Raw genomic sequence first — 20,645 nt, 5'->3', positions numbered from 1 at the left:
ATAGAATGGTGAATTATAAGCATATTTTGATTAAGCAGTGAAAAGGGGAACGCATGTCAGACATGCAAGATGAGCGACAAAAAGAGACCAACAAATTAAAATCCACTCTAAACAAAAGCCTAGATGGTAGTAAAAAAGCCCTAACGTTCTCAATGAGAGTGGTCGATTTTGTTTGTGCAATTCCATTTATTGCGCATTTAATCCGCACTGCCCAACGTTTTACCGATAGAATGGGCAACCAGTTTGGTGCCGCAATTACCTATTTCTCGTTTTTATCCCTGATCCCTGTACTAATGTTTAGCTTCGCTGCGGCGGGTTTCGTGTTAGCCAGTAATCCTGAATTACTTGAGAAGCTCATTCGTGGTATTTCCGCAAATATCACTGATCCGACGTTAGCCAATACGCTTGAGCAAACTATCGACACAGCAATCCGCCAGCGTACCACCGTGGGATTAACTGGTTTAGCCTTAGCCGTTTACTCTGGGGTTAACTGGGTAAATAACTTACGTTTGGCGATTTTGGCACAATCTCGAACAGTATGGGAGCGTAACGAAGCAGAACAAGAAAATATCATTTTCCGTTATGTTCGTGACTTTTTTGCCCTCATTGGCTTACTTATTGCGCTTATTGTCACCATTACCCTAACGTCTGTCGCAGGTTCTGCGCAAGCGACGATTGTTAGTACGCTTGGATTAGACAGCATCGAGTGGCTTAAGCCCGTTTGGACACTGATTGGCTTAGCGATCTCCATTACCGCCAACTTCTTATTATTTTTGTGGATTTTCTGGATATTACCGCGCATGCAACACCGACGCCGTTCACTGTTAAAAGGAACGTTGCTAGCTGCAATTGGTTTTGAAATTATCAAATCGATTATGACGTGGATTTTACCTACCTTAGCATCATCACCATCAGGAGCAGCTTTCGGTTCGGTGCTGGGATTAATGGCATTTTTCTATTTCTTTGCCCGATTAACGTTATTTTGTGCAGCTTGGATTGCCACCGATGAGCCAAAAGGCACAACCCAAGACGTACTCATGTCTTAACGTCAACAAAGGGGAATGAGCGGTTCACCATTCCCATAACTCTCTTACACCATCTCTTTCACCAACGTTTCCATTAAATCTTTTGCGCTCATTTCACGCACTTTCGCCACATTTTGCCCTGCCCAATGAGCCGCATAATCATCACTACCAGACTGGGTTGCTGCTGCATTAAGCTGCTTACCAACATCATAAGCTATGGGGTAATCGGGTAATTTACTCACATCATACTGCTGCCCTGTCTGCATAAACTCATTAAAAATGCCACGGGCAGGTCGACCGGATATTGCAGCCGTTAAATGGGTATTATCTGTGGTTTGACTCTTTAATTTACGGCGATATCCATCGTTTGCCGCAGATTCAGGACACAACAAAAATGCAGTGCCTAATTGAGCCGCAGATGCGCCATGAGAAAGTGCTTGTTTAATATCAGCACCATCCATAATTCCCCCTGTTGCAATAATTGGCAACTGGGTATGCTTGGCTAACAATGCCACCAGCTGATTAGTCGTGAGTTCCTCATCTTTGGCTTGTACATCAAACATGCCACGATGCCCGCCTGCCTCAATTCCTTGAGCAACAATGGCATCAATACCTGCATCTTCGATTAATCGCGCTTCCTGCAAATTGGTCGCCGTCGCCATCGTGAAAATACCTTTTTCTTTCAAGGTGTTGATAATTTCACGAGACGGCACATTAAAATGAAAGCTCACTACCGCGGGTTGCCTTTCTAAGAAGAGCTGTAGCATCGCAGGGTTATCCAAGAATGAAAGATAGATTTCATCCAATTGTTCCGGAGATTGGCGATTAAATTGTTGAAATTTTGGCTGTAAATGTGTCAGCCAAGCCTGCTCATTTTGACTATTACGCTGTGGTGTCGCATGGCAAAACACATTTACATTGAAGGGCTTATCCGTTAACGCTTGAGTCGCCGCTATCAATGTTCGAGCTTGCTCTACCGAACACGCACCTAAAGCAAGGGAGCCTAATCCGCCCGCGTCACAAACAGCAGCAACCAAAGCAGGCGTAGAAACCACTGCCATCGGTGCTTGAATAATCGGATAACGTAGGTTGAGGCGATGCAGCAATACATTCGAGTTATTCATACTTTCCCTTACCTTTTTATGCTTACGCGACAGATGAATGACATGTTAATAAATTGCATATAATATGTATCTTTATCATTCTATCCCAATATTTTCCCAATGAACCTAACTGTTTATCGGAATGTGATAGCGACCGCATTTCTCATGACTATCATAAAATTAGCGTATTAAACGCATTTTAAGCGTTTCTGTTATCGCCATAACATCACTAAGATACAGAGAGTCCATCCCTAAGGAAGCCGTCCATGCAAATCTCTCTGTTAGAAAATTTACCTTGTGGTGTTGTGGTGTATGTCCGTAATCACTCCCAAGACTGCGTTGGAACATTTTGCGCACGTGGAAGCGATCTTTCTGGAGAACCGTTAACAGTCGATACGCCTTTGCGTATTGCCAGTAATACGAAGCCGTTTACCGCTGCGGCGATTCTACGTCTCGCTGAGATGGGAAAATTGTTCGTTGATGATAGCATTTCTCACTATATCTCCCCCAAATACAATCAATTGCTCACGCCTAAATATGATACTGATGCTATTACTATCCGCCACTTACTCAGCCACAGTAGCGGATTATTAGATCATGCCAATGAAGAGTACCTCAAAGAGGTATTAAAGCGCCCAGACTATCAATGGACGCGAACAGAGCAAATTGAGTTATATGTTCAGCAAGATCATCCGTTTTTTCCGCCTTCTGAAATGTTTATCTACTCTGATACAGGCTATATTTTGCTTGGAAATATTATTGAACGCATAACAGGACAAACATTGGGAGAAGCCGTTCGAGAATTACTAAAATTTAATGTAATTGGCTTACAGTCCGCCTATTGGGAAACGTTTGAATACCCAAGCACAACTGTACCACGCGCGAAACAATACTTAGGTAAGCTCGATTGCTCCGATATGGATCCTTCCATGGATGTTTATGGCGGCGGAGGTTTAGTCATGTCATCAAAACAAATGGCGCAGTTCTTTAAAGCTTTGTTCTGCGGGAAAATATTTGATAAACCAGACACATTGAAAACCATGTTAAGTGCAGGAGACCATGAAGGAGCAAGTCATTATCGACTTGGGATTATGGCAAAAGAAATCAATGGGATGATGCTATATTCTCATTTAGGTTTTTGGGGTTCAGTCGCTTACTACTCACCGGCAACTCAAACAAGCATCGCGGGGTTTGTTGATCATCGAGATTCGCGAAATGTTTTGATTCAAGTGGTTGAATCCCTCTTAACCTCAGCGTAAAAAAAAGCCCTCATAGAGGGCTTCTTGATGAAGATAATGTATTAGCGAGTCAGTGGTGCAGGTATTGGTAGTGCCGGTGCAGGCACTCCATCTTGCGGCTCTGCGACTGCTGAAGCTTCTGGAGCAGGTTCCACAATCACTGCTGGAGCAGGCCATAACACTTGCGTGAATTTTTGGCGAATCTGCTCTGCATCCATGGTCTGTTTTTCTTTTGGCTGAGCTAAAACAATTGCGGCTTCTTGAGATAATAAACGACGAGCTTCCATGTTGACTTGCTCAAGATTCTGGCTGCCTAAGAATGCTTGTCTGAGCAATTGATACTGCTCAGGTGCAATATCCACCACTCCATTTTGCTGAGAAATCAAACGTTGGCTAATCAACACGTCGGTACTGGTACGTGCATACGCAGCAAACAACTGTGACAATTGCACTTGTTTCTCTTTCATCATGTCGTTGAATAGCTCTGGGTCGATACCATTTTGGTTGATTGCCGCCAACTCATTTAAAACCACATCCGAAACAGCTGCCATTTTTTCTGGCGGCGCTGAAATCGCTAATGTGCAGCTTGCTTTTTGATATTGAACACGGCAATCCAGACCTGGCGTTACACCATCGTCAACAAATTTCTGCTTAAAGGTTTTCTGTAATGAGCGGTAAATAGCTTCACGCGCCAGATCACTTCCCCAATAACGTAACAGTACATTGGAGTCTTTAATCGGTAACCAATCGATATCCCAAATTAGAGAAAGCGTATCTTGTGTTGCTTTATCTTGCAGAATATTAATAGATTGCGGCTTGACTGATGATAATACGGCAACTGAAACTGGTTCAGAACGTCTACCTTCTAGTGATGAAAACGCTTGAGTGATGCTATCAGATAACATACGCGCATCGACATGCCCAGCCACATACAGTGTCATGACATCGGGTGTATACCATTTTTGATAAAACGAGTTCACACTCGCTAAATCTACTTTACCGTTTGGCTTCTGCCCTGGATCGTAGCCTAACATCGCCGAACCATTAAGGCGTGCACGCCACACAGGATCATTCGCATTGACAGGTAGTGTTGCCACTGGGACATTCGGTACGTTTAACCCACTTTGTAATGAGTTTTCAGTGTACTGCGCTCCAGCTACTGATGTTGCAAGCCAACTTAACGCCTGTTTGATAAGATCAGGACGGTTGTTTGGCAAACTTAAACTGTAGATTGTGTAGTCGTAAGAGACAACGGCTGGAGGTAACGGCATATCAGGATCAGTCGCCTGACGCCAAAAACTTTGTAATGTAGCAGCAGGAAAAGCGTCAGACTGATGAAGTAGCGCCATCCGAGGGATCAGATAGCTGTACCCTTTTTCACTGGCTTTCTCAGATAATGAACCTGTTTTAATGGCTAACCGAAGTTGAATTCGGTCATTTGGACGCTGTGGTGTTTGTAATAACTGCCAATTAAAGCCATTCTCGAGCTTTCCTTGCTGCCATGCTGGATCGGGTTGTAAAGGTTCAGCACTTGCAAAACCAGTGACTGATAAAAGTACCACTCCGATGATATATCGCACTTTCAAACCCTGCATGTAGACCCCTATGTTCTTTATATCCTTGTATTTAACCGTAAACAGCAACAGATGAATTAACGAAAAACGCTAATTGACTCGGTTAAGCGATATAATTTGGCTTCATCAAAAATTTGATTATCACTATACCCGAAAAAAACATCGTTGCATGTTATTGAGATCATTGGACTGCACTCACTACACTAAGTCGCTACGTTGATCACTAAAATACATCTTGAACACCGCCATCTCGAATGCGGATGTTTTGTATTTTTGAACACTATAAATAGCGAGAGCAGCCTGAATCTTGTCGCTAACAATATGATAGGTATGTGTAATGATATTAGACCACAAACCTTATAACATGTTCATGGCTTAATCTGAATTTTGTCGTTTTATTTGACGATTATAACCTTTCGCCAATAACCCTATCTCATCATCTTGATGATATTGAGAAACCTCTAGGTGATCGACCTGTTGATTTGCTTGCAATTCGCCCGCAATTTTACGTAGTGGGCGTACAATCATGCGGCTCACACACCATGTCATCGCAATAGCAATGATCAGCGCTAACAGCAAATAAGTTGTTATTAACAGTGCAAATGTGTTGAGAGCAAAACGGTATACCCGATTAGAATCCACTTGTAACGTCAAATAACCTTGAGGCTTCGCTTGTGGAGCCATGGTGCCATAGGCATACAAAGGTACCGTCATTTCCACAGGAATACCGATAAGAGGCAAAGACCATTCAGGGATCGGCTTTGGCGTGGCGAAGCTGAGATTCATCACCGTCGCATTATCTACCGTCACAATCGCCTTCCCCATAATTCCTGAGGTTTTCAGGCTGACAAGAAGCCTTTTGACTTCATTTAAATCAGAACTGAGTAGCGAGTCCGTTAATGGTTTTTGGACTTGAACTACAGCATTACTTAATTGATTTAAATAGTCTTGTTTGCGCTGTTCTAACAGGTAAGTAAATTGAATGGACAAAAAAAGTGCAAGAAAAAGCAACGTAATCACAAAGAATACGATCATGCTCTTAAACGTGAGTGAACGTTGGACACGAGTGTTCATTTCCCACAACCTTCCTAATCAAGCTGCTTTTTAAAGAAAAAAATCGGACGAACAGTATACTTGATTTTCCGTATAAAAGAGCATCTTTAAAAAAGAAAGATCACATATTTAGGATAAGCTCCAAATTAACCGCTAAAGTGAGTATAAACAGGATGAGGAAACGGCAGAAAGTCTGTTTTCTGCCGTCTAAAGTCGTTAATTCACGACCACTGCTTGTTTTTCGTCTTCTTCGACAGCAAAACACGCCACTAATTGCTCTCGATAATTTTTCAACGCAGGCTGAGATTGGGTACATGGACCGAACGCTCGTCGACAACGCGCTGCAAATGCACACCCTGGAGGTGGATTAAGCGGGCTGGGTAGTTCCCCCGTTAATTTGATTCGCTCACGGCGTTGGTCTGGATTCAAACGTGGTGTCGCAGATAACAGCGCTTGAGTATAAGGATGTTGAGGATTATTAAAAATCTGCTCTTTCGTCCCTTTTTCTACACAACGCCCCAAATACATCACCATCACTTCGTCCGCAATGTGTTCTACGACTGACAGATCATGGGAGATGAAAACGTAGGAAAGCCCCAATTCTTGCTGCAAATCCATCATGAGGTTCAAAACTTGAGCACGCACAGAAACGTCCAATGCCGAAACGGGTTCATCCGCCACAACCACATCAGGATCTAACATCAAGCCACGAGCAATCGCGATACGCTGACGTTGCCCGCCCGAAAACATATGTGGATAGCGACTATAATGTTCGGTTTTTAGCCCCACTTTAGCCATCATCGATAACACTTTTTCTTTACGCTGTTCTTTAGACAAGGAAGTGTTAATCAATAAGGGCTCTTCCAAAATTTGCCCCACTTTTTTACGTGGGTTCAATGAACCATAGGGGTTTTGAAAGACGATTTGAATTTTTTGACGACGTAACTTCTCCGCCGATTTATCTTTGATCAGCAAGTTTTGGTCGCGATAATACAGCTCACCCTCGGAAGGCTGCTCAATCATCGTGAGTAAGCGACCAAGTGTGGATTTACCACAGCCTGACTCCCCAACCACCGCCAATGTTTTTCCCTTTTCTAACTCAAAAGAGACGCCATCAAGTGCTTTCAGGGTTTTCTCCTTTGAGAAAACGCCCCCTTTCACTGAATAGTATTTTTTCAAATCTACCGCTTTTAATAACGGCATTCCTTTGGAATGTTGTTCACTCATAGCGTTGGTCTCCCCATATCATCCAGTGGCATATGACATTTCACCTGACGGTCGCCAATGGTCTGCAATGCAGGCTCTTCTTGGCGGCAACGATCCGTCGCGTACGGGCAACGAGGATTGAGCAAACACCCTTCAGGGCGATCATATTTACCAGGTACGACACCCGGCAATGACGCCAAGCGAGATTTATTACTGGCAAACTCAGGCAACGCACGCAATAGCGCTTGTGTGTAGGGGTGTCTTGGATGTTTAAAAATATCCTTCGCTTTTGCCGACTCCACCACTTGCCCTGCATACATCACGATAATGTGATGTGCTGCTTCTGAGACTAAAGCTAAGTCATGGGTGATCAACACTAACGCCATATTTTCTTGTTGTTGTAATTCCAATAATAGCTCGATGATCTGAGCTTGAATCGTCACGTCTAGGGCCGTGGTTGGTTCATCTGCAATCAACAACTTAGGACGACAAGCAATTGCCATCGCAATCATAATTCGTTGGCTCATCCCTCCAGATAATTGATGAGGATAAACGTCAAGACGAGAATGCGGATCGGGAATTCCCACCATATTTAAGAGATCAACGGCGCGCTGTTTACGCGTGCTTCTACTGCCACCTTGATGGACTTTCAACGCTTCCATAATCTGGTAGCCAACGGTAAAGCAAGGGTTCAGACTGGTCATCGGATCTTGGAAAATCATGGCCACATCTGCACCGACAATTTGACGACGTTCTTTTTCAGGTATGGACAGGAGATCACGCCCATCAAACTGCAGTGATTGTGCCATCACTTTTCCGGGGTAATCAATTAACCCCATAATCGCAAGAGAACTAACCGATTTACCGGAACCAGACTCACCCACAATTCCTACCACTTGTCCTTTCTCAACTTGATAGCTGATGCGGTCAACGGCGCGAAATGGGGTCTCTTCGTCACCAAAGTGAACAGAGAGTTGTTCTACATTTAACAATGCCATTAGATTACCTCATCACTGCTTGAGTTTTGGATCAAAGGCGTCACGCAAACCATCACCCATCAGGTTAAACGCTAATACCGTTAATAAAATTGCTAATCCAGGGAACGTAACAACCCACCATGCGCTTTGTGCAAACTGCAACACGTCAGACAACATCGTTCCCCATTCTGGTGTTGGCGGCTGAGCCCCCATTCCCAGAAAACCCAGTGCAGCCATATCTAGAATGGCATTTGAAAATCCTAACGACGCCTGCACAATCAGCGGTGCTAAACAGTTAGGTAAAATATTGACGAACATTTGACGGAATGCACCTGCTCCAGCAACTCTAGAAGCAGTCACATAGTCTCGGTTAACCTCTACTAACACCGCGGCTCGCGTCAAACGAATGTAGTGCGGTAATGCGACAAAGGTTAACGCTATCGAGGCATTGACAATGGAAGGACCAAAAATTGCGACTAGAACTAATGCTAATAATAAACTTGGCAGCGCTAACATGATGTCGACCACACGCATAATCAGCGCATCAACCACACCACCAAAATAACCCGCAATCACCCCAATCGTTACACCCATTATCAGGGATAACACAACGACTAAACAGCCGACTAACAAAGAAAGTCTTGCGCCATACATCAGTCGGGATAAGAGATCACGCCCCACATCATCCGTCCCAAGGATAAACTCCCATGAACCTCCGTCTTCCCAAACTGGCGGAGTCAACAACGCCTGACGGAACTGCTCATCTGGAGCATGAGGTGCTAATACGCCAGCAAAAATAGCGATTAATACCATCAAAATAATGTAGAACATGCCTACGACAGCGCCTTTATTGCGCTTAAAGTAATGCCAAAATTCTTGTAAGGGTGTCATCGGCTTCGGGGCGCTGACAGCTTTAGACTCAGTTGTTTGAGACATTCTTGCGCTCCTTATTTTTTATGACGAATACGAGGGTTAACAATGCCATACAGCACATCAACCACTAAGTTAACGAAGATAATCAAGGTGGCGACGAGTAATACACCCCCTTGAACGACGGGGTAATCTCGACGTTGTAATCCTTCAATTAACCAACGACCTAATCCTGGCCATGAGAATATCGTTTCGGTCAAAATAGCCCCTGCAAGCATTACCCCCACCTGCAAACCGATCACCGTCACTACCGGCAGCAGCGCATTACGCAGCGCGTGAATTAAAATCACACGTGCACGGCTGACACCTTTTGCGCGCGCAGTACGAATATAATCTTCCCCTAATACTTCCAACATGGCAGAACGCGTCATGCGCACAATCACGGCTAGCGGGATAGTTCCAAGGACAATAGAAGGTAAAATCAAATGTTCAACCGCATCTTTGAAGTCACCAGCTTCCCCCCAAATGAGGGTATCAATTAACATGAATCCAGTGAGTGGATTAGCGTCATCAAGGAAGACCGTGTCGCTAACCCTTCCGGCGACAGGCGTCAGATCCCACTGGACCGAAACCAGCATGATCAACATGATCCCCCACCAGAAAATTGGCATTGAGTAGCCTGTTAATGAAACACCGATCGCTGTGTGATCGAAAATAGAACCACGCTTAACCGCAGCTAACACCCCAACAGGGATCCCCACAGAAACAGCGAAAATCATTGCACACGTCGCCAATTCGACCGTGGCTAGGAAGCGAGGTAAAAATTCCTCCCAAACGCCAATGCGGCTTTTTAAGGAGATCCCTAAATCACCGTGCAGTACACCGTTCAGATAATGGAGGTATTGTTTCCAAAGTGGCTGGTCGAGTCCTAATTCAGCCATTAAATAGGCGTGTCTTTCTGGAGATAATCCTCGTTCGCCCGCCATAATCATGACTGGGTCACCTGGGATCATATGAACGAAAGCAAATGTAAGTAGCGTGATACCGATAAAGGTGGGGATCACGAGCCCGAATCGTCGGAGGATAAATTGCAGCATATCCTGAGTCTCTTTAATAATGCCGTCGACGGCTCTTAGTCCGCTTGGCTGGTCAGAAAAAACAACGTTTTCATCTGCTCACAAATAACTAAATTTATCTGTTTCTTCTGAATGTCAGAGGAGAAAACGCCCTCCGCTGCAAAGAGGCAACGAAGGGCATTTACAGATTAAAAACAATTACTTATCAATGTCTACGTTTTCGAAGTGGTGTTTACCTAATGGATCAACCACGTAACCTTTCACTTCTTTACGCACAGGCTCAAATACCGTGGAGTGAGCGATGATCAGCGCTGGTGCTTGCTCGTTCATCACCACTTGAGCTTGTTTGTATAGCTCAACACGTTTGTTGTGATCGGATGTCATACGTGCAGGTTGAATCACGTCTTCAAAGCTTTGATCACACCATTTAGAGTAGTTTGAACCCTGTTTTTTCGCTGCGCAGCTGAACAATGTCGCGAAGAAGTTATCAGGGTCACCATTGTCCCCAGTCCAACCCATCATTACAGTTTGTGGCTCGCCGCTCTTAGCTCGTTTCAGGTATTCACCCCACTCGTAGCTAACAACTTTCGATTTAACGCCAATTTTCGCCCAGTCAGCTTGGATCATTTCTGCCATTCTGCGCGCATTTGGGTTATATGGACGTTGTACTGGCATCGCCCACAGATCGATTTCAAACCCTTCAGGGAAGCCCGCTTCCGCCAGCAGTTTTTTCGCTTTTTCTGGGTTGTATTCGGTATCTTTAATCGCGTCGTTATAACCCCACATTGTTGGTGGAATTAAGTTTTTCGCTTTTTGACCCGCGCCCTGATAAACCGCTTGGATGATGGCGTCTTTATTTACAGCCATCGATAGCGCTTGGCGAACTTTTTGGTTATCCAGTGGTTTTTTCTCAACGTTATAAGAAAGGTAACCTACGTTCAGACCTGGCTGCTCCATTAACGTAATTTCTTTATCTGCTTTCATGCGTTCTAAGTCTGCCGGATTTGGATACGGCATAACTTGGCACTCATTTTTTTGCAGTTTTGCATAACGCACTGATGCATCAGGAGTGATAGAGAATACTAAGCGATCAATCTTCGGTACATTGCCCCAGTAGTCTTTGTTCGCTTTGTACAGAATACGAGAATCTTTCTGGTACTGTTGCAGCTCAAAAGGACCTGTTCCGATTGGGTTTAAATCAACTTTCTCAGGCGTTTTCGCTTTCAACATTTGATCAGCATATTCCGCAGATAAAATGGAAGCGAAGTCCATTGCCATATCAGCTAAGAATGGTGCTTCAGGACGAGTTAGTGTGATGCGAACGGTGTTGTCATCGACTTTCTCAACTTTGTCGATGATCTTATCCATGTCCATCCCCATGAAGTACTCATAGCTACCGCCAGAAACTTTGTGATATGGGTGATTTGGATCTTTCTGGCGCATGAATGTGTAAATAACATCATCCGCATTCAAGTCACGGCTTGGCTTGAAATCTTTATTTGAATGCCACTTCACGCCTTTGCGCAGATGGAAGGTGTACACTTTGCCATCGTCACTCACTTCCCAACTCTCTGCTAAACCAGGCTCAATTTCAGTGGTGCCCAATTTAAATTCAACTAAGCGGTTATACAGAGGAATAGAACTCGCATCATAAGTTGTCCCAGAGGTAAACAACTGCGGGTTAAACCCTTCAGGTGAACCTTCAGAACAATAAACCAGTGTTTTAGCCTGTACTGAGGCAGACACAGCCAAAGCAGCTAATGTTAAGCCTACTGTCTTTTTCATCGAGAGCGTCATTGGTAATGCTCCTGTGGTGTATGTTGTTTTATCGAATACTGAAATCCGCCTTGAACAAGACAGATGTCGTATCTGTATTTTTTTGTTATTCACTGTGCAATTAATCAACTGGAATACATTTCGTCAATAGCATTATTCTCTGTAACAATTTGGCTTAAATGACACATTTCGGATTATTTTGGTGTAAATATAGCCTGATATGTTACGAAAATGTTTATTAACCAGCGGTTATAACCACAGAAACATTACTGAATAGATTTTTATAGGGACGTTAATTATTTGTATATTTGTGATTAAGTGCTGAATTACTGAGCGGAAATGGTGGGCAATACAAAAAACTGCAACATAAAACGCTAAATAGAATTTGTATAAAACTATTTGATAGCTGATTGTTTTGCATGTTTTTTATACTAAAAATAATTATTAGCGAATTTATATATCATATTCCTATTTTCACGGGATCGCGGGTGAAAATACCAATCGCATAATGAAAGTGTGCTTTGAAGTGAATTTGAATTGAAGATATGGACTGAAAAAACATCGTCTTATTTGTGTGCAAAGAACAACAGAAGAAAGAAAAGAAAAATGAAGGAAACTATAAACGAAAAAACCCACCTCTATGAGGTGGGTTTTGGAATTTGGTCGGCGAGAGAGGATTCGAACCTCCGACCCACTGGTCCCAAACCAGTTGCGCTACCAAGCTGCGCTACTCGCCGAAAACGGTGTGAATAATACTGCCAAGAATGGGGATCGTCAACCCTATTTTTAGTGAAAACCGTTCGTATGCTGATAAAACCATCAAAATGGTATGGTTTCTTAATTTTAAGCCTATTTTAGGACAAAAAATAAGCGCTAAAAATATTTAGCGCTTATTTATCCCAATCACTGGGAAGGCAATATTTATTCAATCATTTTTTTAATCAAAAATAACTGACTAAAAATCAACCTATTGCAACAGAGAGATATCTGCTACTTTTAAGAATAACTCGCGAAGCTGGCTTAACAGGGTTAAACGGTTAATACGTACCGCAGGATCTTCATCCATTACCATGACGTTCGCAAAGAATTCATCAACCACTTCACGTAAAGAGGCTAACTCAACCAATGCTTCTTGGTAGTTACGTTCAGCAAACATTGGCGCTAACTTGTCTTGCAGTACCACAACGTGAGTTGCTAACTTCACTTCTTCTGGGGTTTTCAGTACAGAAGCTAACACGCTATCGGCGAGTTTTTCTTCTGACTTGCTCAGAATATTAGAAACACGTTTATTGGCGGCTGCCAGCGTTTGTGCTTCTTCTAAAGAGCGGAAGTGAGTCACTGCTTTAACACGAGCATCAAAGTCAGCAGGCTGAGTTGGGCGACGAGCTAATACCGCTTGGATGGTATCGATGCTGTAGCCTAGTTCTTGGTACCAAGAACGGAAGCGACCCAGCATGAACTCAACCACATCTTCCACGACATTTTTGTTAGTTAGTTTATCGCCATACAGACGCACAGCTTCTTGGGTCATTTCCACAAGATCAAGCTGATAGCCTTTTTCAACGATAATACGTAACACACCTAATGCCGCACGGCGCAGAGCGAATGGGTCTTTATCCCCTTTCGGATGCTGGCCGATACCGAAAATACCTGCGAGGGTATCCATTTTTTCTGCTAATGCTAATGCCGCAGAAACATCGGTAGATGGCAGTTCATCCCCCGCAAAACGCGGTTGATATTGTTCTTTCAGTGCAAGAGCAACATCTTCTGACTCACCGTCATGGCGAGCATAGTGCATTCCCATGACACCTTGAGTGTCTGTGAATTCAAAGACCATGTTGGTCATTAAGTCACATTTTGCCAGTAAACCAGCACGAGTTGCATGATTAACATCTGCACCGATTTTACTTGCAATCCAACCCGCTAACGCTTCTAAACGGTCAGTTTTATCACGCAGGGTTCCCAGCTGTTGCTGGAACAGTACAGTTTCTAAACGTGGTAAATTATCTTCTAGACGCTGTTTACGGTCGGTTTTGAAGAAAAACTCCGCATCCGCTAAACGCGGGCGAACAACTTTTTCGTTACCGGAAATAATTTGCTGAGGATCTGATGACTCAATATTTGCCACAAAGATAAAGTTTGGCATTAACTTGCCAGCATCATCATAGACAGGGAAATATTTTTGGTCGCCCTTCATGGTGTACACCAATGCTTCAGCAGGAACTTCTAAGAATTTATCTTCGAATTTTGCTGTTAGTACCACTGGCCATTCAACCAAAGAGGTGACTTCTTCAACTAAGCTGTCTGTGAGATCTGCTTTACCGCCTAACGCTTTAGCTGCTTTTTCTGCGTTCGCAATAATTATCGCTTTACGCTCAGCGTAATCCGCAATCACTTTACCACGTGTGCGTAAAATTTCTGGGTATTGCTCCGCGTTATCAATGGTGAATTCAGCTTCACCCATAAAGCGGTGACCACGAATAATACGGTCGCTCTTAATACCAAGAATCTCACCGTTAACGATATCACTACCCAACAGTAACGTGACCGTATGAACAGGACGCACAAACTGAGTGTCTTTATCTGCCCAACGCATTAATTTAGGGATAGGTAATTTCGCCAGAGATCGGCTTACCATATCAATCAGTAATTCACTGACAGGCTGCCCTTTCATTTGAGCACGATAAAGTAACCATTCACCCTTATCGGTTGTTAAGCGTTCCGCTTGGTCGACTGTAATACCGCAACCACGTGCCCAACCTTCAGCTGCTTTTGTTGGTTTACCTTCCGCATCAAACGCTTGCGAAATCGCTGGACCACGTTTTTCAACTTCACGATCTGGCTGAGCTGCGGCTAAGCTTTCTACTTTCAACGCTAAACGGCGAGGTGCAGCGAACCAATTCACCGCACCGTGAGTAATATCTGCACTATCTAATTCAGCCGTAAAGTTGGCTGCGAATGATTCTGCAAGAGAACGAAGAGCCTTCGGCGGTAACTCTTCTGTACCGATTTCCACAAGGAAAGTCTGTTGAGTCATGACAGCCTCTTAGTTCTTATGACACATAGGGAAACCCAGCGCTTCACGAGAAGCATAATAAGCTTCTGCGACCCCTTTAGTCAGGGTGCGAATGCGTAAAATATAACGCTGGCGTTCGGTTACTGAAATTGCTTTACGGGCATCCAGTAAGTTAAAGGTGTGAGCCGCTTTCAAAATACGCTCGTAGGCCGGCAGTGGCAGTGGCGTTTCTAAAGCGAGCAGGTATTGGGCTTCTTTCTCATACTCTTCAAAGCATTTGAATAAAAACTCAACATTTGCATGCTCAAAGTTATAAGTAGACTGTTCAACTTCGTTTTGATGATAAATATCACCATAAGTGGTCTTGCCTAGAGGGCCATCACACCAAACCAAATCGTACACGCTATCAACGCCTTGAATATACATCGCAAGACGCTCAAGACCGTAAGTGATCTCACCGGTAACCGGTTTACACTCCAAGCCACCTACTTGTTGGAAATAAGTGAACTGAGTCACCTCCATTCCATTTAACCACACTTCCCAGCCCAAGCCCCAAGCACCTAATGTTGGGTTTTCCCAGTTATCTTCAACGAAGCGGATATCATGGACTGTAGGGTCAATACCCAGCTCTTTTAATGAGCCTAGGTACAACTCTTGGATATTGTCAGGTGAAGGTTTGATAATCACCTGAAACTGGTAATAGTGTTGTAAACGGTTTGGGTTCTCACCGTAGCGACCATCGGTTGGTCGACGAGATGGCTGAACATAAGCTGCTGCGATAGGTTCTGGACCTAAAGCGCGCAAACACGTCATTGGGTGTGAAGTACCAGCGCCGACTTCCATGTCCAGTGGTTGAACAATGGTACAGCCTTGGCGCGCCCAGTAGTCCTGTAATGTCAGGATAAGACCTTGGAAGGTTTTGGTATCAAACTTTTGCATGTTAGATCCGCACGCGATACGTGAAATTTAAGAAAGTGACCAGTATACCCTTTGACCGCCAGATATACAGCAATGAATACATATGTAATCATTCTAAAAAGAAAAAAAATTAATTTCACCCCTTTAAAACTGTATTTTTATACAGTATAAAGATTCTATTCTTGCTCACAAGCTGAACATAATTAGAAAAAGGATGAAAAATGGAAACATTGCCCACTCGCTGCCATTGGGTTAACCAAGACCCTGAATATATTGCCTACCACGATAATGAATGGGGGAAACCTACCAAAGATAATCACCAACTATTTGAAATGATCTGCCTTGAAGGGCAACAAGCGGGGCTGTCTTGGTATACCATTTTGAAAAAACGCCAAGGTTATCGAGAACTATTCCATCAATTTGATCCCGAAAAAATTGCCTTAATGAATGAAACCGATGTAGAACGATTGATGCAAGACGCTCGCATTATCCGTAACCGATTAAAAATCAATGCGATTATTTCCAATGCTAAAGCTTATCTATCCATGAAAAACCACGGTGAGGATTTTTCGACGTTTATTTGGGCGTTTGTTAATCATCAACCTAAAGTCAATAACTGGACTGAATCATCCCAAGTTCCTGCGGAAACAGAACTGTCTAAAACACTCTCTAAAGCCCTAAAAAAACAAGGTTTTAAATTTGTTGGTTCAGTGACTTGCTACGCCTTTATGCAAGCCACTGGTATGGTTAATGATCATTTAGTAAGTTGTTGCCAATATAAATAAATCAGAGTTTATCCATAATAACCGAATAAATTGCAATTCAAATAAACTACATTTAACACACAAGTTAATTCAAAAAACCAATTTATTATTAATATTTGATATTTTATATGAAAAATAACTGTAACTATGCTATTGAACTCCAGATGGTAGCGCGGTATGTTTGAAATTCCATTAACAAACTCATCAATAGACGTGAAAAAACACAATGAATTTCTCTAAATTTGGTAATAAATTTGCTAAGAATTCAGGTATTTCAGAATTAATGAAAGACTTGAATGAAGGCATTCGAACCCCCGGCGCTATTATGCTGGGTGGTGGGAATCCTGCTCATATCCCCGAAATGGACAAATACTTTCAGGATCTCCTTGCAGAGATGTGTGCAAATGGTCAATTAACCGACACATTATGTAATTATGATGGTCCTCAAGGCAAAGATGCCATGTTGAAAGCGCTAGCAGCAACTCTAAAAGCGAAACTAGGCTGGGATATCAGTGCACGAAATATTGCGCTAACAAACGGTAGCCAAAGTGCGTTTTTCTATCTATTTAACTTACTTGCTGGTCGCTTTGAAGATGGTATCTCCCGTAAAGTTCTATTCCCTATCGCACCAGAGTATGTCGGGTATGCAGATTCAGGACTGGATGAAGATCTTTTTGTTGCTAACAAGCCACAAATTGAGTTCTTACCGGATGGACAATTTAAGTATCATGTTGATTTCAATACACTAGAGATCACGAAAGACATTGGGGTTATTTGTGTATCACGTCCAACCAACCCAACAGGAAACGTGATTACAGATGAAGAAGTTCTGCACCTCGATCAATTGGCGAAGCAGCACAACATTCCATTACTGATTGATAATGCCTATGGCGTTCCTTTCCCCGGTATTATTTTTAGTGAAGCCACTCCATTTTGGAATGAAAACATTATTCTGTGCATGAGCCTGTCAAAACTGGGTCTACCGGGCACACGTTGCGGCATCATCATTGGTAGTGAGGATTTAATTGATGCTGTCAGCAATATGAATGGCATCATTAGCCTTGCCCCTGGAGGTATTGGTCCAAGCATCGCACTTGAAATGCTACAGCGTGATGATTTATTTAAACTATCTCAAAATATTGTTGGTCCATTTTATAAACAGCGTGTTGAAGAAGTTATTAAAATCATTCGCCGCTACATTCCTGAAGATAGATGCCTCATCCATAAGCCTGAAGGCGCTATTTTCTTATGGCTCTGGTTTAAAGATATGCCAATTAGCGGTTTGGAACTTTACCGTCGTTTAAAAAAACGTGGTGTGTTGATGGTTCCTGGGCACTATTTCTTCCCGGGGCTTGAAGAGGATTGGCAACATGCACATGAATGTATGCGAATGAATTATGTACCTGAGCCAGAAAAAATTGAGCAAGGCATTCAAATCCTCGCTCAAGAGTTAGACAAAGCCTATCAAGAATCTGAACGCTAGGTCTAATTAATAGATTAAAAAAAGCCCTTTCCATCAAGGAAAGGGCCAAAATTAGCGAGAACTCCATAATTGAAATCGAATATATTTGTTCATGACAAATGTTATTCGCGGTTATTAAACCACTTTTCTGATATCAGTTATGGCGAGAACAAGCCCCAATTACCCCCTTATATAGACGGATACTTTTTCTCCACATCTCATTTTCCCATTCAACCATCGTCATAACGCCCAAAATAAAATGGCTAATAACTGCGGTGATATAATGCGTAAAAACATTGCTAATGGGTAAACCGTTGCATAGGAAAGTGCCGCAGCTCCACTCGTTGGGTGAATATTATTGGCAAAGGCTAATGCAGGAGGATCCGTCATTGAACCTGCGAGTACTCCACATAAACTTAGATAATTCATTTTACCGAAGATACGAGCAACTAGACCCGTGATGAACAACGGGATAAATGTAATTAATATCCCATAACCAATCCACCTGAGCCCATCACCTTGAATAAGAGTTTCGATAAAACTGCCACCTGAATTTAATCCTACCACGGCAAGGAACATCACGATCCCCAGTTCTCGTAATGCTAAGTTTGCACTTGGTGGCATAAACCAATACAACCGCCCAATAGTACCTATTCGACCAAGAATCAAAGCCACAACCAATGGTCCTCCTGCCAAACCTAATTTCAATGCAGCAGGAAAGCCTGGAACAAAAATTGGTAACGAGCCTAAAACAACACCTAAGCCAATCCCAATAAACACAGGTAACATTTGAACTTGTTGTAATTTTTGTTTCGCATTACCCAGTAAAGCCGTTACCGCTTCAATCGACTCTGGGCGCCCAACAATATTCAGAATATCACCGAATTGCAGCACTGAATTATTGTTCGCCATCAGGTCAATACCCGTTCGATTCAAACGCGTCACGACCACATCGTACTTTTGCTTCAGATTCAACTCTTTTAGTCGCTTACTTAGCACTGCATCATTAGTGACCACGACTCGGACTGAGTGTAATACGGAGCTAGATGTTGATAATGATGCGTCTACCTCTTCCCCTAAAATTAAACGAACTTTATTTAAGTCCTCTTTCTGCCCAACCACATGCAGTAAGTCACCAAGATGGATTTCCGTTGTTGGTTGAGGCACAACAAGCATTTCACCACGCTTGAGCCGCGAGCAAACAATTTCTTCATTACCTAGCATAGGAATATCTTGAATCATCAAACCATCAAGATTGCTATTACGTACCGCAATGTTCATGGTTTGCAATAAGTCTCTATGCTGAACATTTGTGCTATTAAACTCTGATGCTTCTTTTTCTACTGAAATGCGGAAAATAATTCGCACTAGCCACATCACTAAAAGAATACCGCAAATACCCATAGGGTAAGCCATGGCATATCCCATTCCCATCTGACCGATCAAACTAGGATCAGAACCTAAATCAGAAAGGATTTGCTGCCCCGCACCTAGGGAAGGTGTATTCGTTACAGCACCAGAAAAGATACCTAAAATAATCGGTAAAGGAATATCGGCAATTTTATAGATAATAGCGGTAACGACCGCACCTAAAATAACCACCATCAACGCAAAGCCGTTAAGTTTTAAGCCTGAAACGCGCAAAGAGGAGAAGAAGCCGGGTCCCACTTGTATCCCGATGGTATAAACAAACAGGATAAGACCAAACTCTTGAATAAAATGCAGCATATCATTATTGAGAGACAAGCCATAACTGCGTGCAAAATGCCCAACGATGATCCCACCGAAGAGAACGCCACCTATCCCTAAACCCACATTGCGAATTTTCCAATTACCTATCCATAAGCCTAATGCGGCAGCTAAGGCTAATAAACTGACTGTAAGCGCTAATTCACTCATAGACCGCTATCCTTTTGACGACAGTAACCAAAATATGGGACATACGGAGTATTACATTTATAACTGAATCGATTGTGCCAAATAAATACAAGGGAAGTTGTGTGATAGAGCACAGTTCACAGCAATTCAATCGCGCAGCTTAATTCCACAAATAAAACAATTCCATTGCTAATTATTAACATGACCGACATAAAATAATACAAAAAAGAACTATTATTCAGAGTGTATCTTAAATAATAATAGGTTCCCGAGATTGTGAATTTTTTGTTTTTAGTTATCATGATCTCAAGTTAGACAAAGCCCCTCTCAATGTAGGTCAACATTATATGCCAAGCTTGATTTTTTTTAGGTCGTTAGCATTTTCCACATCATTGATTTTTACATTGAGCGGTTGCTCAAGTATTATGACTCATGCAGGCCCTACCGATAGTTATTATCCTGGCACTAAAAATAGTATTGATATGTTGCAACATGAAGATACTGGCTGGGTTGTTAAACCGTTACTTATTATTGATTTACCGTTCACAGCTGTTGTAGATACATTATTAATCCCTATTGATTATATGCATTCCAGCGATTCTCAAACCGCTGAATCACCAAAAAAGCGCGTAGAACAACTTGATAAGCAACAAGAATCAAAAAAACATAATGAAAAGCCCATTATTGAATAGTATTTATTCGACACTCC

Annotated in this window: 16 protein-coding genes and 1 tRNA gene; 5 read left to right on the top strand and 12 right to left on the bottom strand. The window is 42.8% G+C overall.

The window, feature by feature from the left end:
- Positions 1-53 precede the first annotated feature (53 nt).
- The gene (gene yhjD / locus PSF16_RS05450; RefSeq protein WP_272688929.1) at positions 54-1,046 is read left to right on the top strand and encodes an inner membrane protein YhjD; all 993 of its coding nucleotides are present in this window, start codon (positions 54-56) and stop codon (positions 1,044-1,046) included.
- A 44-nt stretch (positions 1,047-1,090) separates the two neighbouring features.
- Here yhjD and PSF16_RS05445 read toward each other — a convergent pair whose 3' ends face one another.
- Complete coding sequence (locus PSF16_RS05445; RefSeq protein WP_272688928.1) at positions 1,091-2,149, bottom strand: NAD(P)H-dependent flavin oxidoreductase; 1,059 nt, start codon at positions 2,147-2,149, stop codon at positions 1,091-1,093.
- Positions 2,150-2,394: 245 nt separating this feature from the next.
- Here PSF16_RS05445 and PSF16_RS05440 point away from each other — a divergent pair, with 245 nt between their 5' ends.
- Complete coding sequence (locus PSF16_RS05440) at positions 2,395-3,387, top strand: serine hydrolase domain-containing protein (protein ID WP_272688927.1); 993 nt, start codon at positions 2,395-2,397, stop codon at positions 3,385-3,387.
- Between the two features lie 41 nt (positions 3,388-3,428).
- Here the strand turns inward: PSF16_RS05440 and PSF16_RS05435 are convergent, their stop codons facing one another.
- The 10 genes from PSF16_RS05435 to glyQ form a co-directional block, all read right to left on the bottom strand.
- Positions 3,429-4,961 carry an insulinase family protein gene (locus tag PSF16_RS05435; protein ID WP_272688926.1) on the bottom strand — a complete coding sequence of 511 codons (1,533 nt, stop codon included), beginning with the start codon at positions 4,959-4,961 and terminating at the stop codon, positions 3,429-3,431.
- A 354-nt stretch (positions 4,962-5,315) separates the two neighbouring features.
- Entirely contained in the window at positions 5,316-6,014 is a 699-nt protein-coding gene (locus tag PSF16_RS05430; protein ID WP_006663054.1) for a HAMP domain-containing protein, read from the bottom strand.
- A gap of 195 nt (positions 6,015-6,209) precedes the next feature.
- Entirely contained in the window at positions 6,210-7,220 is a 1,011-nt protein-coding gene (dppF, locus tag PSF16_RS05425) for a dipeptide ABC transporter ATP-binding subunit DppF (RefSeq protein WP_006663055.1), read from the bottom strand.
- Positions 7,217-8,197: a dipeptide ABC transporter ATP-binding protein gene (gene dppD, locus PSF16_RS05420; protein WP_006659583.1), complete on the bottom strand. Its 981-nt coding sequence runs from the start codon at positions 8,195-8,197 to the stop codon at positions 7,217-7,219. Before dppD ends, dppF begins: the two co-directional genes overlap by 4 nt.
- Positions 8,198-8,209: 12 nt before the next feature.
- Entirely contained in the window at positions 8,210-9,112 is a 903-nt protein-coding gene (dppC, locus tag PSF16_RS05415; protein WP_006659584.1) for a dipeptide ABC transporter permease DppC, read from the bottom strand.
- A gap of 11 nt (positions 9,113-9,123) precedes the next feature.
- The gene (dppB, locus tag PSF16_RS05410; RefSeq protein WP_272688925.1) at positions 9,124-10,143 is read right to left on the bottom strand and encodes a dipeptide ABC transporter permease DppB; all 1,020 of its coding nucleotides are present in this window, start codon (positions 10,141-10,143) and stop codon (positions 9,124-9,126) included.
- Positions 10,144-10,320: 177 nt separating this feature from the next.
- Positions 10,321-11,919: a dipeptide ABC transporter periplasmic-binding protein DppA gene (gene dppA / locus PSF16_RS05405; RefSeq protein WP_432652904.1), complete on the bottom strand. Its 1,599-nt coding sequence runs from the start codon at positions 11,917-11,919 to the stop codon at positions 10,321-10,323.
- A gap of 639 nt (positions 11,920-12,558) precedes the next feature.
- Positions 12,559-12,635 (bottom strand) — tRNA-Pro (locus tag PSF16_RS05400).
- 230 nt (positions 12,636-12,865) lie between these two features.
- Positions 12,866-14,935: a glycine--tRNA ligase subunit beta gene (gene glyS / locus PSF16_RS05395; protein WP_006659588.1), complete on the bottom strand. Its 2,070-nt coding sequence runs from the start codon at positions 14,933-14,935 to the stop codon at positions 12,866-12,868.
- A 9-nt stretch (positions 14,936-14,944) separates the two neighbouring features.
- A complete protein-coding gene (gene glyQ / locus PSF16_RS05390) occupies positions 14,945-15,853 on the bottom strand; it encodes a glycine--tRNA ligase subunit alpha (protein ID WP_006659589.1) in 909 nt (302 codons plus the stop codon).
- 200 nt (positions 15,854-16,053) lie between these two features.
- Here glyQ and PSF16_RS05385 point away from each other — a divergent pair, with 200 nt between their 5' ends.
- Positions 16,054-16,617: a DNA-3-methyladenine glycosylase I gene (locus PSF16_RS05385; RefSeq protein ID WP_006659590.1), complete on the top strand. Its 564-nt coding sequence runs from the start codon at positions 16,054-16,056 to the stop codon at positions 16,615-16,617.
- Between the two features lie 205 nt (positions 16,618-16,822).
- On the top strand, positions 16,823-18,079 hold the full coding sequence (locus tag PSF16_RS05380; RefSeq protein ID WP_272688923.1) for a valine--pyruvate transaminase: 1,257 nt from the start codon (positions 16,823-16,825) through the stop codon (positions 18,077-18,079).
- Positions 18,080-18,298: 219 nt separating this feature from the next.
- Here the strand turns inward: PSF16_RS05380 and PSF16_RS05375 are convergent, their stop codons facing one another.
- The gene (locus PSF16_RS05375; RefSeq protein WP_006659592.1) at positions 18,299-19,957 is read right to left on the bottom strand and encodes a putative transporter; all 1,659 of its coding nucleotides are present in this window, start codon (positions 19,955-19,957) and stop codon (positions 18,299-18,301) included.
- 326 nt (positions 19,958-20,283) lie between these two features.
- Here PSF16_RS05375 and PSF16_RS05370 point away from each other — a divergent pair, with 326 nt between their 5' ends.
- Positions 20,284-20,628, top strand: a complete 345-nt coding sequence (locus tag PSF16_RS05370) for a YceK/YidQ family lipoprotein (protein WP_036959671.1) — start codon at positions 20,284-20,286, stop codon at positions 20,626-20,628.
- Positions 20,629-20,645 lie beyond the last annotated feature (17 nt).

Source organism: Providencia sp. PROV033, from assembly GCF_028484855.1.
GTDB classification, from domain to species: Bacteria; Pseudomonadota; Gammaproteobacteria; order Enterobacterales; family Enterobacteriaceae; genus Providencia; species Providencia alcalifaciens.
This window is presented reverse-complemented; position numbering and strand designations above follow the sequence as displayed.

Bases quoted from the DNA above. Each gene is read 5' to 3' on its own strand.
- dppD (WP_006659583.1), bottom strand. From the start codon at position 8,197: ATGGCATTGTTAAATGTAGAACAACTCTCTGTTCACTTTGGTGACGAA.
- PSF16_RS05440 (WP_272688927.1), top strand. From the start codon at position 2,395: ATGCAAATCTCTCTGTTAGAAAATTTACCTTGTGGTGTTGTGGTGTAT.
- PSF16_RS05370 (WP_036959671.1), top strand. From the start codon at position 20,284: ATGCCAAGCTTGATTTTTTTTAGGTCGTTAGCATTTTCCACATCATTG.
- dppF (WP_006663055.1), bottom strand. From the start codon at position 7,220: ATGAGTGAACAACATTCCAAAGGAATGCCGTTATTAAAAGCGGTAGAT.
- PSF16_RS05445 (WP_272688928.1), bottom strand. From the start codon at position 2,149: ATGAATAACTCGAATGTATTGCTGCATCGCCTCAACCTACGTTATCCG.
- PSF16_RS05385 (WP_006659590.1), top strand. From the start codon at position 16,054: ATGGAAACATTGCCCACTCGCTGCCATTGGGTTAACCAAGACCCTGAA.
- PSF16_RS05380 (WP_272688923.1), top strand. From the start codon at position 16,823: ATGAATTTCTCTAAATTTGGTAATAAATTTGCTAAGAATTCAGGTATT.
- glyQ (WP_006659589.1), bottom strand. From the start codon at position 15,853: ATGCAAAAGTTTGATACCAAAACCTTCCAAGGTCTTATCCTGACATTA.
- PSF16_RS05430 (WP_006663054.1), bottom strand. From the start codon at position 6,014: ATGAACACTCGTGTCCAACGTTCACTCACGTTTAAGAGCATGATCGTA.
- dppC (WP_006659584.1), bottom strand. From the start codon at position 9,112: ATGTCTCAAACAACTGAGTCTAAAGCTGTCAGCGCCCCGAAGCCGATG.
- glyS (WP_006659588.1), bottom strand. From the start codon at position 14,935: ATGACTCAACAGACTTTCCTTGTGGAAATCGGTACAGAAGAGTTACCG.
- PSF16_RS05375 (WP_006659592.1), bottom strand. From the start codon at position 19,957: ATGAGTGAATTAGCGCTTACAGTCAGTTTATTAGCCTTAGCTGCCGCA.
- dppA (WP_432652904.1), bottom strand. From the start codon at position 11,919: ATGACGCTCTCGATGAAAAAGACAGTAGGCTTAACATTAGCTGCTTTG.
- dppB (WP_272688925.1), bottom strand. From the start codon at position 10,143: ATGCTGCAATTTATCCTCCGACGATTCGGGCTCGTGATCCCCACCTTT.
- PSF16_RS05435 (WP_272688926.1), bottom strand. From the start codon at position 4,961: ATGCAGGGTTTGAAAGTGCGATATATCATCGGAGTGGTACTTTTATCA.
- yhjD (WP_272688929.1), top strand. From the start codon at position 54: ATGTCAGACATGCAAGATGAGCGACAAAAAGAGACCAACAAATTAAAA.